Origin of the sequence: Paenibacillus antibioticophila (assembly GCF_000455265.1) — a bacterium.
In the GTDB taxonomy this organism is placed as follows: Bacteria; Bacillota; Bacilli; order Paenibacillales; family Paenibacillaceae; genus Fontibacillus; species Fontibacillus antibioticophila.
Window position 1 is genome coordinate 1,938,649 of the sequence record NZ_HG005139.1, and the last position, 13,956, is coordinate 1,952,604.

General features: G+C 50.6%; 12 protein-coding genes. 2 read left to right on the forward strand and 10 right to left on the reverse strand.

All coding sequences use genetic code 11. From position 1 onward, the window contains the following. Positions 1–75: 75 nt before the first annotated feature. Positions 76–930, reverse strand: coding sequence for an undecaprenyl-diphosphate phosphatase (locus TX85_RS08875; RefSeq protein ID WP_044478742.1), 855 nt, complete (start codon positions 928–930; stop codon positions 76–78). A 215-nt stretch (positions 931–1,145) separates the two neighbouring features. Between TX85_RS08875 and TX85_RS08880 the strand changes: the two genes are divergently transcribed. Next, the gene (locus TX85_RS08880; protein WP_044478743.1) at positions 1,146–1,430 is read left to right on the forward strand and encodes an ArsR/SmtB family transcription factor; all 285 of its coding nucleotides are present in this window, start codon (positions 1,146–1,148) and stop codon (positions 1,428–1,430) included. A gap of 3 nt (positions 1,431–1,433) precedes the next feature. Next, positions 1,434–3,938 (forward strand): DsrE/DsrF/DrsH-like family protein, encoded by a 2,505-nt coding sequence (locus TX85_RS08885; RefSeq protein WP_044478744.1) that lies wholly within the window; start codon positions 1,434–1,436, stop codon positions 3,936–3,938. Positions 3,939–4,047: 109 nt separating this feature from the next. Here TX85_RS08885 and TX85_RS08890 read toward each other — a convergent pair whose 3' ends face one another. From TX85_RS08890 to pdhA, 9 genes are all read right to left on the reverse strand, one after another. Then, positions 4,048–4,809, reverse strand: coding sequence for a hypothetical protein (locus TX85_RS08890; RefSeq protein ID WP_049894881.1), 762 nt, complete (start codon positions 4,807–4,809; stop codon positions 4,048–4,050). A gap of 207 nt (positions 4,810–5,016) precedes the next feature. Beyond that, positions 5,017–6,003, reverse strand: coding sequence for an SPFH domain-containing protein (locus TX85_RS08895; RefSeq protein ID WP_044478745.1), 987 nt, complete (start codon positions 6,001–6,003; stop codon positions 5,017–5,019). A gap of 15 nt (positions 6,004–6,018) precedes the next feature. Further along, entirely contained in the window at positions 6,019–6,891 is an 873-nt protein-coding gene (locus TX85_RS08900; protein WP_044478746.1) for a TPM domain-containing protein, read from the reverse strand. Continuing rightward, positions 6,891–7,922: a TFIIB-type zinc ribbon-containing protein gene (locus TX85_RS08905; RefSeq protein WP_044478747.1), complete on the reverse strand. Its 1,032-nt coding sequence runs from the start codon at positions 7,920–7,922 to the stop codon at positions 6,891–6,893. The genes TX85_RS08900 and TX85_RS08905 overlap by 1 nt, the downstream gene beginning before the upstream one ends. A gap of 36 nt (positions 7,923–7,958) precedes the next feature. Next, the gene (locus TX85_RS08910; RefSeq protein ID WP_081671682.1) at positions 7,959–8,699 is read right to left on the reverse strand and encodes a PspA/IM30 family protein; all 741 of its coding nucleotides are present in this window, start codon (positions 8,697–8,699) and stop codon (positions 7,959–7,961) included. A 110-nt stretch (positions 8,700–8,809) separates the two neighbouring features. Beyond that, on the reverse strand, positions 8,810–10,225 hold the full coding sequence (gene lpdA / locus TX85_RS08915; RefSeq protein ID WP_044478748.1) for a dihydrolipoyl dehydrogenase: 1,416 nt from the start codon (positions 10,223–10,225) through the stop codon (positions 8,810–8,812). Between the two features lie 4 nt (positions 10,226–10,229). Then, complete coding sequence (locus TX85_RS08920; protein WP_044478750.1) at positions 10,230–11,555, reverse strand: dihydrolipoamide acetyltransferase family protein; 1,326 nt, start codon at positions 11,553–11,555, stop codon at positions 10,230–10,232. A gap of 269 nt (positions 11,556–11,824) precedes the next feature. Next, entirely contained in the window at positions 11,825–12,805 is a 981-nt protein-coding gene (locus TX85_RS08925) for an alpha-ketoacid dehydrogenase subunit beta (RefSeq protein ID WP_044478751.1), read from the reverse strand. A gap of 36 nt (positions 12,806–12,841) precedes the next feature. Next, entirely contained in the window at positions 12,842–13,909 is a 1,068-nt protein-coding gene (gene pdhA, locus TX85_RS08930) for a pyruvate dehydrogenase (acetyl-transferring) E1 component subunit alpha (protein WP_044479931.1), read from the reverse strand. Between the last annotated feature and the right edge of the window lie 47 nt (positions 13,910–13,956).

Below are 13,956 nucleotides of genomic sequence, written 5' to 3' on the forward strand. Positions count from 1 at the left end.
CCGACCAAACCGCTCATATGCAAAAAAAGTCGGCCACCCATTATCGGATGACCGGCCTCTGACACGCGCTTGAAATTATCCGAATACTCCGATAATACCCGCTAACAGCACAATAATCGCAAAAATCATACGGTAATATACAAACACCTTCATTGGTTTCTTCTGGAGATAGGAAATAAATTTGTTGATAACAGCCAATGCGACGATAAACGATACCAGAAAACCAACGCCAAGCGAGACAAGCTCCATGGAAGTCATGCTGCCAAACCCGCCGATTTTGATGATCTTAAGCGCACTCATCCCGACCATGACCGGAATCGCAAGGAAGAAGGAAAATTCAGCTGCTGCTACGGTCGTTAATCCGGCAACCCAACCGCCGATGATTGTGGAAGCCGAGCGGGACATTCCCGGAATAATGGCCAGGCATTGAAAAGCGCCGATGATCAGAGCCTGCTTCACGGTCACATTGAGCTCGTCTCCGCCGCCGCCGGGCTTATTGTTGCGGAATTTGTTCTCCGCATACAACATCCACAAACCGCCGAAGAAGAGTGAAAATGCCACAACAACCGGGGTGAAAAGATGCTTGTCAGACCAGTCATTCAGCAGAACGCCGAATACGCCGCCCGGAATGCAGGCAATCGCCAGCATCAGCCAAAACCGAAAGCCTGAACGCTGGAAACCTACCTTTTGAGGGAAGAAATTTACTAGCGTATCTTTGATTTTTTTCCAATAGAGTACAATCACGGCCAGTATGGCCCCTAATTGAATGACATAAGTATACATTTCAACATAAGATGGCGTCGTTCCGCTGAAGCTCAGCAAATTGGTGAAGATGACCAGATGTCCTGTTGAAGACACGGGCAGGAATTCCGTAATCCCTTCGACAATTCCCAGAATAATCGATTTTAATATTGTAAAGATATCTTCCATAGTGTCTAACTCTCCTTTGACCAACTCTTATCCATAGAGTGCGAAATAAACATACCTCATTACTTTAACAGCATCGCTTGCTCAAAATCAACTAACTGGACAATTCCCTACTTTTATCCTATGTAATCAAACCATTCATCCATGACTTAGAATTGACATCAATATCACTATATCGTAATATTACGATATATAAATATAAGTCGGAGGACAACCGAATGGACAATAACATCAAGCGTTATGAAGAAGCTTCCGAGTTACTCAAGGCGCTCGCGCATCCGGTACGGCTATGTATCGTGAAGGGCCTTCTGGAGAAAAAGGAGTGCAATGTGTCCTATATGCAGGAATGCCTTGGCCTGCCGCAATCGACGGTATCCCAGCATTTGCAGAAGCTGCGCAGCCTGGGCATTGTGGAAACGGAGCGCAACGGACTAGAGGTGTTGTACCATGTATCGGATACACGGATCACGCAGCTGGTTGAGTTACTTTTTAAGGAGGAATAGCACATGGGTAAAAAGATACTTATTATCGGCGGGGTTGCCGGAGGAGCTTCGGCTGCCGCCCGATTGCGCCGGCTGGATGAAGAAGCAGAAATTATTATGTTCGAGCGGGGCTCGTATATTTCGTTCGCCAATTGCGGGCTTCCCTATTATATCGGAGGTGCGATTCAGGACCGCTCCAAGCTCTTGGTTCAGACACCCGAAGCGATGCACCAGCGCTTTCGGATCGATGTGCGCATAGACAGCGAGGTTATTGCCGTTCATCCGGAGCAAAAATCGGTCACAGTCAGAAGCAAGAGCCGCGGTGAATACGAAGAGTCCTTCGATTCGCTCATTCTGTCGCCCGGGGCGAGTCCCCTTCGGCCTGCCCTGCCCGGGATCGAGAGCCCGCAAATCATGACGCTCCGCAACATTCCGGATACGGACCGGATCAAGCATCATATCGAGGAAAAGGGCATCCGGTCTGCTGCCGTCATTGGCGGAGGGTTCATCGGGGTGGAGATGGCTGAAAATCTGCGTGAAATCGGGCTGGAGGTTACGCTTATTGAAGGCGGGCCGCAAATTCTTGCCCCTTTCGACGCCGACATGGCCGGAGCTCTGTCCAAGGAGCTGGAGGCTCAGGGCGTCAAGCTTCTGCTCTCTCACAGTGTGCAAGGCTTTCGGGAGCTTGGCGATAGGACGGAGGTCATGCTGTCCGGCGAGTTGACTCTGTCTGCGGAGTTGATCATCCTCGCAATCGGCGTGGCTCCGGATACTAGGTTCCTGCAGGGCAGCGGTATCGAGCTTGGTCCCAAGGGACATATCCTGGTTAACGACAAGCTGCAGACCAACCGGCCGGATATTTTTGCAGTGGGTGATGCTGTCCAGATTACCGACTTTGTCAGCGGTACACAGACTGCAGTTCCGCTTGCGGGCCCGGCCAACAAGCAAGGCAGAATCGCCGCAGACAATGTATGCGGCCTGGGTACGACGTATAAAGGGACGCAAGGGACCTCTATCATCAAAGTGTTCGGCCTGACAGGTGCAGCCACGGGTCTTAATGAGAAGACGTTGCAGCGGCTGGGCATGCCTTACCAGGTGACCTATGTCCATCCGAGCTCACATGCCGCCTATTATCCGGGAGCTGTACCGATGACCATCAAGCTGCTGTTCAATAACGAAGGAACTGTTCTCGGAGCTCAAGCCGTCGGCTATGACGGCGTAGACAAACGGATAGACGTGATCGCAACCGTCATCCGTCTCAAAGGGAGCGTGACCGACTTAACCGAGCTGGAGCTGGCCTATGCCCCTCCCTATTCCTCGGCGAAGGATCCGGTTAATATGGCCGGGTACACCGCTGAGAATATTCTGACAGACAAAACTTCGGTGTTCGTGCCTGCCGAATTGGAAACGCGCGATCCTGCCTCAACACTGCTTCTCGACGTAAGGTCACCGCTTGAGCATGCGAACGGCCATATTCCCGGATCCCTTAACATATCTGTCGACGACCTCCGGCGAAGATTATCTGAACTGGATTCCGGCAAAGAAATATGGGTGTATTGCCAGGTTGGCCTGCGCGGCTATACCGCTTCCAGCATCCTTCGGCAGCATGGCTTCCGCGTCCGCAATCTGACCGGCGGATACAAGACCTATCTCATGAGCCGTTACGCCCCAGAACCGTATTATCCATCCTCTGAAGCTGAGTTGGAGACAGCAGCAGCGGCGGTTGAGCCGGCTTCCGCCTCCACCTCGGACCGCAAAGAGCGTCTGTCTGCGGACACGATTACTGCCGACGCTGTGCTGGATGCCTGCGGATTATGCTGTCCCGGCCCGCTAATTCAGGTCAAGCAAGCGATGGACCCGCTAAACCCGGGTCAAGTGCTGCACGTAACCGCTACCGATCCGGGATTCTATGAGGATATCGCCTCCTGGGCCAAAATGTCGCAGCATCAGGCGCTTCAGATCAACAAATTGCCCGCAGGGAAAATTGAAGCCTATGTGAGAAAGGGCGACCCTGCTGACCAGGGATCCGTTGGTAAACAGACCTCTTCATCCACGGGCGCGGAGGGGACGTCCATGGTCGTATTCAGCGGTGATTTGGACAAAGCGATCGCCTCCTTCATCATTGCGAACGGCGCTGCAGCCAGCGGCAAAAAAGTCACGATGTTCTTCACCTTCTGGGGATTAAACATAATCCGCAAACCGGAGAAGGTACAGGTCCAAAAAAATCTGATCGGAAAAATGTTCGGTAAGATGATGCCGCGCGGCAGCCGCAGGTTAAGCCTCTCAAAAATGAACATGATGGGGATGGGGGCCAAGATGATTCGGGGCGTCATGAAAAGCGGCAATATTGCCTCCTTGGAGGAGCTGATGCAATCCGCGCTTGACCAGGGCGTTGAACTCGTAGCCTGTCAAATGTCGATGGATGTTATGGGTATCCAGCAGGAAGAGCTGATTGAAGGCATCAAAATCGGCGGCGTAGGCTACTATCTCGGTAAAGCCGACCAATCGGGCATTAATCTGTTCATCTAATTATTCCGTGGCAGTTGAACTGAGGATTGACACTGATTTACAACGTGTAAAATGTTCTTATATACAAATATGCGGCAAGCTCAGCACAATACAGAGCTTGCCGCTTTATTCATTTAACCGTCTTGTTATCCGCTTCCGCCAATTCCGTTGATTCAACAGGTTCAAATACCTCTCCGTTAAACCTGAATACTTTCAGCGTTGTTTGCGGCGGTGCGGTACGGGTTACGTCATCATCCGCCAATTTGAATACCGTCTCCCAATGGTACAACCAACCCTCAATGACTTGATAGCTGCCAGCCAACAGGGAATGACTCCCTGCGAGCATCGCATTTCTTCCCTTTAACCAGCCGTTCCAGACTTCCTTGAACTCTCCGTTATCCAGATACCATAAGTGAGCCTCATATACATCCACTCCGGTCCCTCCGGTACGATCGACCGTTTCGAAGATCATCTTCAATTCCACGTCTTTCGCCATGCCGGGATGAAGCTGCTCTACCTTCCAATCTTTCTCTGCGATCAACTTGTATTCTCCGTCCGCACCAGAATCAAAAACAAAAAATTGGCCCAGGTGGACTCCGCCGTCAATACCCGCGATGATTTCCAGTTCGCTGTCCGTATCCAGTTGGACCTCGACATAAGACAATCCTTCCAAATAGTATTCATCTCTTTGGCCCTGCTCAACAATCCACTTTGCTATTTGGTCCCTTAACGGTAATTCTGCTTGCGCCGAGGCAGGCGGATCTTCGTTAACGACCTGCCTCTCTTTAGGGGAATGGGCTTCGGTCGAATTGGCGGTGAAGTGATTGGATACTAGAACTCCCAGCAGCAACAGCATGAGACCAGCAATGAATGTAATCGTCTTCTTTTTCATTGTTCAGGGCACCTCGTATCGGATTTGAGCTCGTATACCCTCATTGTAACAGAACTTGTTTCCAAGAAATGAAAAGTTTGTTAAAAATAAAATGGAGCTTGACAATAAAAGTCTCGACGGAGGCTTATTCTACCGATTTGACAGTGATATGGAGTGAAAGGAAGAGGGTGAAAGCCCCCTCTTCCTTCCGGTTTTTGATGATCGGCCCTAGACCAGCTTCTGTCCGCAATTCGGGCAAAAATTAGCGCCTTCATTCTTTGCGCCGCAGTTCGGACAGAAGTTCGGCTTTTGGCTGCTCCCCTGAGCCGGAGAGCCCGAATTCGCGGACGAATTGCCGGAAGAAGACTGATTCTGGTTCATGTTCTTCATCATCTCGCCTGCGAGATTCATTCCCATCATCATTCCAGCCATATCGCCGGCAACACCGCCGCCCTTTACTTTCCCTGAAGCAATGCCGTCTGTCATGCTGACCTGCTGGTATTTTTGCAGATTGCCGATCATTTCATGCGATGCCGTCTTGGTGATCATGTCCTGGATTTCCTTCGGATAGTTGAAGCTCATCACCTGGAAGCCGGTAATCGAGATCCCGTTATTAAGCACCTCCATATCCAGATCCTCGCGAATTCCCTTGGCAATATCGGAGGCATTTGCCTGAAGATTGAACATATCCTTGCCTTCCCGGCTGATCCACTTCATCAGCAGCTGATCAAGCACCGAAGTGATTCGGATTTTGACATCCTCAACCAGATAGCTGTTGCGAATACCGGCAATTTTATCGATCAGCGTTACATAATCGGTGACCTGGAAGGTAAAGGTGCCGTTAGCCCGAATCGGCATCCCGCCCGGTAGCTGCGGCGTTGGAATCAGCACCGGATTTTGCGTTCCCCATTTCACCGTAAATTCCTTCGTATTCACGAAGAGAACTTCCACTCTCATGCCGCTGTTAAAGCCGAATTTGAAGCCCTTCAGCGTCGACAGGAACGGGATAATATCCGAATCGATATTGTACTCGCCGTCGTCCTTGAAAATCCCTTCGATCTTGCCATTATTCACGAAGATTGCATCCTGACCGGGGCGAATAAGCAGCTTGCTGCCCTTCTTTATTTCACGGTTGCTCCATTTCCAAAAAATCATATCCTCACGGAACTCTTCCCATTCCACTACATTGGCAAACTGATTCTTAAAAAATCCCATGCTCATCCATCCTCTCTAAAATGATCCTCTGCTGCCGCTGTGACTGTGTCCTCCGCCTGTTCTGCCGCCTCCGCCTCCGCCGCCGCTGTTGGTGTTGCGTTCAATTTTACGTTTGGAGACCGTAGTACGGATATATTGATCCTTCCTGGATACCACGCCAGAATTTCTGGAGTCTTCATAAGTAAACCGGTTCACCGTTACGCGTCCTCCCGCATTCGCCGCCATGATGCCTACGGCAATACCGCCCACTGCCAGCGATACAATCAACTGGAACCAGCCGTTGGAAATAATAGATTCCTCATCATCGTCCGAGGCAGGTGTATAGTCTGTCCGCGGGACGCCTGGGCTTGAGATTCCCGAGCTGCCGCTGCCCGGATCGTATTCTGGCGCCGGCTCGATGCCCATGAACTCATTCGCTTTATCTAAAAACTTCGTAAATGCCTGCTCATAGTCCCCTGCTGACAAAGAAGTAGTGATCAAATCACGGATTTGATCAGCCCGTTCATTGGTCACATACTCCTTCCCTTTGTAGAACCCGGCCACATACAATTCACGGTTGTTCATGTCCAACGTCAGCATCACCACACTGACATTGCGCACATCGGAGTTCCGTTCATATTCATCGTAGAAATCACCCATCAATACCTGGACATCCGTTCCAGCAGGGTTATTGGAAGTATAAACAATAAAGTCCGTGTCCCAGCTTTGGCTGTATTCATTAGCACGCTGATTTAGCGTTTCGGCCTGGCTGCTGCTTAACAGCCCTGCTTCATCATAGATTAACTGCTTTGTCTCATCCACGCTCGTTGCGTTAATCGTCTGAAGCGGGAAGAGCAGCAGGATACCGACCCAGATGGAGAGCATCCGGATCACCCATTTGTTGTTCATCACAGGAACCCGCCTCCCATGCTCAAGGAGATCAGCTTCAGGATCAACAGCGTGCCTGCAGAGATGCCGGTGAACCAGGAGAATAACTTAAGCTTGCTAAGTGGCGGTTTGCCGACCACCTTACCGGTCTGCCCATTCATCGCAAACATATGCTCCTGCCGATTGTAATCATAAGTCAGAATCCATACTGGCAGCATCACATATCTCGCGCTTGCATGCGTTGTAGTAATGTGCTGATTCGAGTAATTCATAGTCGTGTATCCCGAGACAGAATCCTGGATGGCTGACCGGATATAACCGGCAACCTTGTCCTTCGCCCGGGGAAGCAGCTGTGTGTCATTCTGACTGTATTTCTCAGCCATATACCCCGATAAGTAAGGCGTCTTGAATTCCTTGAGATGCTCGTAATAAAAGGGTTCGAGTTTATCCATCAGCGTATCGTCCATTTTATCCGCAGCATCCACCGGTACCTTGACATAATTGAGCTTCAGTCTGCGATAGACATCATAGTATTCGGTCTCGGTAATATGATAATCGCCGCGCGTATAGGATCTTACCTTGGTCCCCTCTCCGTAAACCTGAGCATCGTGGTGAAGATCGTACAGCCAGAACGGAACATAGATCCCTGTAATCTCCTTAATCCGGTCCGCGGTCATAAAGCCGCTTGGGGTCAGCAATCCTCGCTTGCACCATTTGCGGAAGGCCTGAATGGCTTCTTGTTCCGTTACCGTAAATGGGATGACCATGGATGGCGCAAGCTGTCCGCTCAATCGGTCGCCCAGCACGACCGGAGAGCCGCAGAAGCTGCATACAGTTGCTGAAGTGTCTTTGTTCGTAATCAATACCGCGCCGCAGCTCGTACATTGATATTCAATAGCTTCATCCTTCTCAAATACCTGCTGCGCTATCGGATCAAGCTTCTCCTCAATATTGTCTTGACGCCCGCAGCTCTCGCAGGTCAGCATCCCGCTGTCACCGTCAAACAACATATTGCCCCCGCAGTTGGGACATTTATACTCAATTACCGGCATTCCACACTCACCCCGCTATGTTCAGCAGCAAGCTGCCTAATTGTTCTGTTTGTCTTTCAGAGCTGCCAGTTCCTCCTGCGGACTGCGTGTCTCAGCATTGCTTAAGCCCATGCTCTCCTCCCAAGCTCTGAACTCCTCATCAAAATCCTTCGGACCCGCCTTTAATTCAGCCAGGGCCAACGCTTCATTCAAGGCCTGATCGGCCTTCGCCTCCAGCTCGTCAAAGGAGGTCCTGCCCTTCTGCTGCTCCCGGTTTAACTTCTCCGCTTCAGACAGCATTTCCTTCAACTCCTGATTTTTAGCTTCCAGCTTCGTAAGATCAGAAGCAAGCTTCAGTTCCATTTGTTTCAGCTTTAATGAATGCTCTGCTGCCTGTCTGTAAGCAGCTTCAAGCTGCGCCAGCTTGCCGCTTTGCAGCTTCTTTTTCTCCAGAAATCCGAGGGCGCGCTGCTCCTCGCCGGCTTCCACGGATTTTTCGGCATAGCGCTGAAGCTTGCTGATCTCGGCTTGGCATTCCTCCAGGGCACGTCTGGAGCGCTGCTCCTCAGCCTCTACAGCTGCTGTCTCAGCCTTAAGTGAACCCAGATCCTTCTGGAGAGTCCGCAGATACTCCTTCACCGCTTGCTCCGGCTGCTTGGACGACTCCAATAAAGAGCGAATATTCACACTCATAATCTCCGCAAATCTTGATATAATTCCGATCGTAATCTCCCCCTGTTCCCCTCCGGATTTTTCACCTATGTAAATAATACTCCATTTTGCAGGTCTGGGTTTCATAAACATTCTGGCGGGTGTCAAAAAAAGAGGGCAAGACCACAGTATCGGTCCTGCCCTATCCATATCCTTAGGAGTAAAACGTAAAGACGGTCATTCAAAGTGAACGAATATTAACGGGAAATGACGTGAATTGGATGACCCTCAACCAATTCAGCAGCTTCCATCACGATTTCGCCAAGTGTAGGATGCGCATGAATCGTAAGGGAGATATCTTCGAGCGTCGCCCCCATCTCGATAGCGAGCCCAAGCTCAGCAATCAGGTTGGATGCTTCGATACCAACGATTTGCGCGCCGAGAACAACCTCGTTCTCTTCATTCGCTACGATCTTGATGAAGCCTTCAGGCTGATTCAAGGACGTTGCACGGCCATTGCCTGCAAATGGGAACTTGCCCGATTTCACCTTGAAGCCTTGCTCTTTTGCTTCCTTCTCGGTAAGACCCACGCTGGAGCATTCAGGATCTGTGAATACAACCGCTGGGATTGCTTTGTAATCCACTACGGATGGCAGGCCGGAAATCACCTCGGCAGCTACCTTGCCTTCGTAAGAAGCTTTATGCGCAAGTGCAAGTCCAGGAACGATGTCGCCGATTGCGAAAATCTTCGGATTGCTTGTGCGGCCTTGATGGTCAACCTTGACCAGACCACGGTCGGTCAATTCCACACCAGCAAGCTCCAGACCCAGATCTCCATCCGTGTTTGGACGGCGTCCAACAGTTACAAGCAGGTAGTCTGCAGTAACTTCCTTGTTCTCACCGTTCACAGAATATTTCACAGTAACACTCTTATCGGTTTGTTCTGCACTTTCCGCTTTTGCATTTGTTACGATTTCAACGCCAGTCTTCTCCATGCTCTTCGCAACCAGGCGAGTCATATCCTTGTCAAAGCCAGGGAGAACCGTGTCCATGCCTTCGATGATCGTCACCTTGGTTCCGAACTTGGAGAACATTTGACCAAGCTCTGCACCGATGTAGCCGCCGCCGATTACAACGAGGCTGCCTGGAACTTCTTGAAGCTCAAGCGCTTCAGTCGAGGACAGGATGCGTCCGCCGAACGGGAATGGCTTCAATTCAATTGGACGGGAGCCAGTAGCCAGGATGCAATGCTTGAAACGGTAACGCGGGGATTCATGATCGTTGAATGCACGCGCTTCGCTCTCATTGATGAACATCACTTCGCCGCTGAATACTTCAATCTTGTTGCCTTTAAGCAGACCCGTTACGCCTTGAGTCATTTTCTTAACGACACCGCTCTTGAATTCCTGGGTCTTCTTGAAGTCAACCTTTACGTTTTCAGCCGTGATCCCGAAGGCTTCGCCATGAAGTGCAGCTTCATATTGGTGAGCAGCAGCGATCAGAGCCTTCGATGGGATACATCCGCGGTTCAAGCATACGCCGCCGAGTTCCGATTTATCGACGATGACAACCTTTTGGCCCAGCTGGGCGGCACGAATGGCCGCCACATATCCGCCGGGACCGGCGCCTACGACTAGAGTATCAATATCTAAAGAAGCGTCTCCTACTACCATGTTGTTATACCTCCATTACGAGCAGCTCTGGGTTGCCGAGCAGCTGTTTGATATAGTTCATGAAGTTTTGTGCCGTTGCGCCGTCGATGAGGCGATGGTCAAAGCTGAGCGACAACGCCATGACAGGAGCCACTACAACCTCGCCGTTTCTCACAACAGGCTTCTCACTAATACGGCCCGTACCAAGGATAGCTACCTCAGGGTAGTTAATGATTGGTGTGAAGAACATGCCGCCGGCAGATCCGATATTCGAGATCGAAATCGTGCTGCCCTTCATTTCATTAGCAGACAGCTTGCCATCGCGGCCGCGTGCAGCCAGATCACTGATGGCTTCGGCGATCATCCAGATGCTCTTGCGGTCTGCCGATTTGATTACCGGAACGATCAGGCCGTTGTCGGTATCCGTAGCAATCCCGATATCATAGTGCTTCTTGTAGACAATTTCGTTGTTCACTTCATCAATCGAAGCGTTAAGCGCAGGGAATTTACGGGATGCAGCTACCAGCGCCTTAACGATAAATGGCAGGTAAGTGACCTTGATGCCCTTCTTCTCGGCAACCGGCTTCATCCGTGTACGGAAGGCTACCAGCTCGGTTACGTCCACTTCGTCCATGATCGTAACGTGAGGAGCTGTATAGGCCGATTTAACCATTGCATTGGAAATCGCCTTGCGGATGCCCTTGAACGGCACGCGTTCTTCTTCCAGATCAGCGCTGCTCGAAGCAGCAGAAGCCGCTGCAGGTGCACTAACCGATTCTTCGGAAGCTTGGGAAGCTGCAGCTGCCGGTGCAGCAGAAGCACCGCCGCTCTTGAATGCATCTACGTCCTCGCGAGTCACCTTGCCAGCTTTACCGCTGCCGGTTACTTGCGCAATATCAATACCTTGCTCACGAGCATATTTGCGTACGCTTGGTGTTGCCAGCACTTCATGATTAGGAGCCGCCGGTGCAGCACCCGCTGCCGCGCCTTCTTTAGCGTCAGCAGGACTGGAAGCCGCAGGCGAAGAAGTCGTATCCGCTCCGCCCTTCGCCGAATCGGCTTCTTGGGCTTGCGCTTCTTCATGTGCCGGCTCTTGCTCAGGGATGTCGCCTTCCGCATCAATTACAGCCACAACTTGGCCTACGCGGAAGATCGCGCCGTCAGTACCGAATACTTCAAGCACTGTACCATTGACTGGGCAAGGCACCTCAACGACAGCCTTGTCGTTTTGAACCTCCATTACGATATCTTCGTCAGTTACTTTGTCGCCGGCTTTGATGTGCATTTTAATAATTTCGCCTTCATGCAATCCTTCGCCGAGCTCAGGGAAGCGATATTCAAATTTAGCCACCTGGAAGACCTCCTGTTTCAATTTAGGATAGTTATAGTACGTGTTCGAAAAGTCAGATTTTCAGCACCGAGAAGGTTGTGAGAACCCGAAGAAGGAGGAACGGAGTGTAGGCAAAACCTACATGAGCAAAATGCTTCTAAAGGAAGCATACCCCGTAAGCATCCGCTCGGACTTCTAGGGTGAGCGCAAGATTCGATGTCGAATTAACCTCATGAATTACTTCGTGATCAAAAGATGACTTTTTGAACAACCTCTTATGATTGTGTCAATTAAAATTCAAGAACCTTGTTGACCCCTTCAATAATCCGGGCCGGAGTTGGAAGCCACTGATCTTCGATTTGTGCAAACGGATATACAGTATCCGGAGGCGTGATACGAAGCACTGGAGCTTCCAGATGCAGAATAGCTCTTTCATTGATCTGAGCGATAATCTCAGCCGCCATACCTGCGGATTTTTGAGCCTCCTGAACCACGATTGCACGATTTGTTTTCTTCACGGAAGCAACGATCGTATCGATATCAAGCGGCACCAGGGTACGAAGATCAATGACTTCAGCCTTGATTCCCTTTGTTTTCTCCAGCTCTTCAGCAGCCTTCACCGCTGTGTGAACCATCATGCCGTAAGCAATAATCGTAACATCGGAGCCTTCGCGCACAATGTTAGCTTTGCCAAGCTCAACCGTATATTCTCCTTCCGGCACTTCCGCACGGAAAGCATGGTACAGATTCAAGTGCTCCATGAAGAACACGGGATCGTTATCACGAATGGCAGAGATCATCAGACCCTTGGCATCATAAGGATTCGACGGAATAACCAGTTTGATCCCCGGAGTTTGGGCAATCAAGCCTTCAAGGGCATCCGTATGAAGTTCAGCCGCTTTAACACCGCCGCCGTATGGCGTACGGAATACAATCGGAGAATGATAGCGTCCGCCGGAACGGTAACGCATGCGCGCTGCCTGAACCAGAATTTGATCGAGCGCTTCGAAAATAAAGCCGACAAATTGAATTTCCGCTACAGGGCGGAAGCCTTGAATCCCGAGGCCGACAGCCATACCGCCAATTGCGGATTCAGCCAGCGGCGTATCAAATACACGCTCTTCTCCGAACTCCTTTTGCAAACCTTCTGTAACGCGGAATACCCCGCCGACATTACCTACGTCCTCTCCGAACAGCAAGACATTCGGATCCCGGTTCAACTCTACGCGCATCGCATCGCGAATTGCTTCTTTCATATTCATTTGTGCCATTGCTTCATATCCTCCTCAATAGAACTTCTTTCAGGCTTATTTAAAATCCGCTTTTTGCTCTTCCAGATGCTTAGGCGTTTGCTCGAACATGCTGTCGATCAAACCAGGAACCGTCATCTTCTCGGTTTGTTCCGCTTTCTTGATCTGTTCGTTCACTTTTGCCTTGGCTTCTTCCTTCACGCGGGCCGTTTCTTCATCGTTCCAAAGTCCTTTTTTCTCCAGGTACTTGGCAAGACGGGCAATCGGATCCTTCTCGCTCCATTGTCCTTCCTCTTCCTTCGTCCGGTACTTACTTGTGTCATCGGACAAGGAATGCGGACGGAAACGGTAAGTCACAGCTTCGATCAACGTTGCTCCTTCGCCGTTGCGCGCACGCTCGGCAGCTTCCTGAACCGCACTGATCACGGCGGATACGTCCATGCCGTCGATCTTGATACCGCGAATCCCAGCCGCTACCGCTTTATGAGCAATGGACAAAGCCGCTGTTTGCTTCGAGAACGGAGTTGTAATGGCGTAACCGTTATTTTGCACGAAGAAAATAACCGGCAGCTTATATACACCTGCATAGTTCAGCGCTTCGTAGAAATCGCCTTCGGACGATCCGCCGTCACCGGTATAAGTAATGGCAACTTGCTTCTGCTTCTTCAACTTGTAGCCCATGGCAATACCCATGGCATGAAGAACCTGTGCGCCGATAATAATCTGAGGCATAAGTACGTTAACACCCTCGGGAATTTCTCCGCCGTGTTGATGGCCGCGGGAATACAGGAAAGCCTGGTACAATGGAAGACCATGCCATACGAGCTGAGGCATATCGCGGTAACCCGGGCAGACAAAGTCATTCTTGTCCAGTGCGAACTCACTGCCGACCATCGTCGCTTCTTGTCCGGATACCGGAGCATAAAATCCGAGACGACCTTGGCGTCCGAGGTTAATGGCGCGTTCGTCCCAAGTACGTGTAAATACCATACGGTACATTAATTCTTTCAACTGATCGTCCGACAAATTCGGGACCATATCTTTGTTAACAATTTCTCCATCCGGCGAAAGCACGGTTAAAGCTTCGACTTCCTCCGTATATACTTCATAAGGAATCTTGCTCATTTTCTTCACCTCGACAAAATATTTGATTATCATGTTCCTCTGTTATA

Coding starts and splice junctions, on each gene's coding strand:
- TX85_RS08900 (WP_044478746.1), bottom strand. CDS start 6,891: ATGAACAACAAATGGGTGATCCGGATGCTCTCCATCTGGGTCGGTATC.
- TX85_RS08890 (WP_049894881.1), bottom strand. CDS start 4,809: ATGAAAAAGAAGACGATTACATTCATTGCTGGTCTCATGCTGTTGCTG.
- TX85_RS08875 (WP_044478742.1), bottom strand. CDS start 930: ATGGAAGATATCTTTACAATATTAAAATCGATTATTCTGGGAATTGTC.
- pdhA (WP_044479931.1), bottom strand. CDS start 13,909: ATGAGCAAGATTCCTTATGAAGTATATACGGAGGAAGTCGAAGCTTTA.
- TX85_RS08905 (WP_044478747.1), bottom strand. CDS start 7,922: ATGCCGGTAATTGAGTATAAATGTCCCAACTGCGGGGGCAATATGTTG.
- TX85_RS08895 (WP_044478745.1), bottom strand. CDS start 6,003: ATGGGATTTTTTAAGAATCAGTTTGCCAATGTAGTGGAATGGGAAGAG.
- TX85_RS08885 (WP_044478744.1), top strand. CDS start 1,434: ATGGGTAAAAAGATACTTATTATCGGCGGGGTTGCCGGAGGAGCTTCG.
- TX85_RS08880 (WP_044478743.1), top strand. CDS start 1,146: ATGGACAATAACATCAAGCGTTATGAAGAAGCTTCCGAGTTACTCAAG.
- lpdA (WP_044478748.1), bottom strand. CDS start 10,225: ATGGTAGTAGGAGACGCTTCTTTAGATATTGATACTCTAGTCGTAGGC.
- TX85_RS08910 (WP_081671682.1), bottom strand. CDS start 8,699: ATGAAACCCAGACCTGCAAAATGGAGTATTATTTACATAGGTGAAAAA.
- TX85_RS08925 (WP_044478751.1), bottom strand. CDS start 12,805: ATGGCACAAATGAATATGAAAGAAGCAATTCGCGATGCGATGCGCGTA.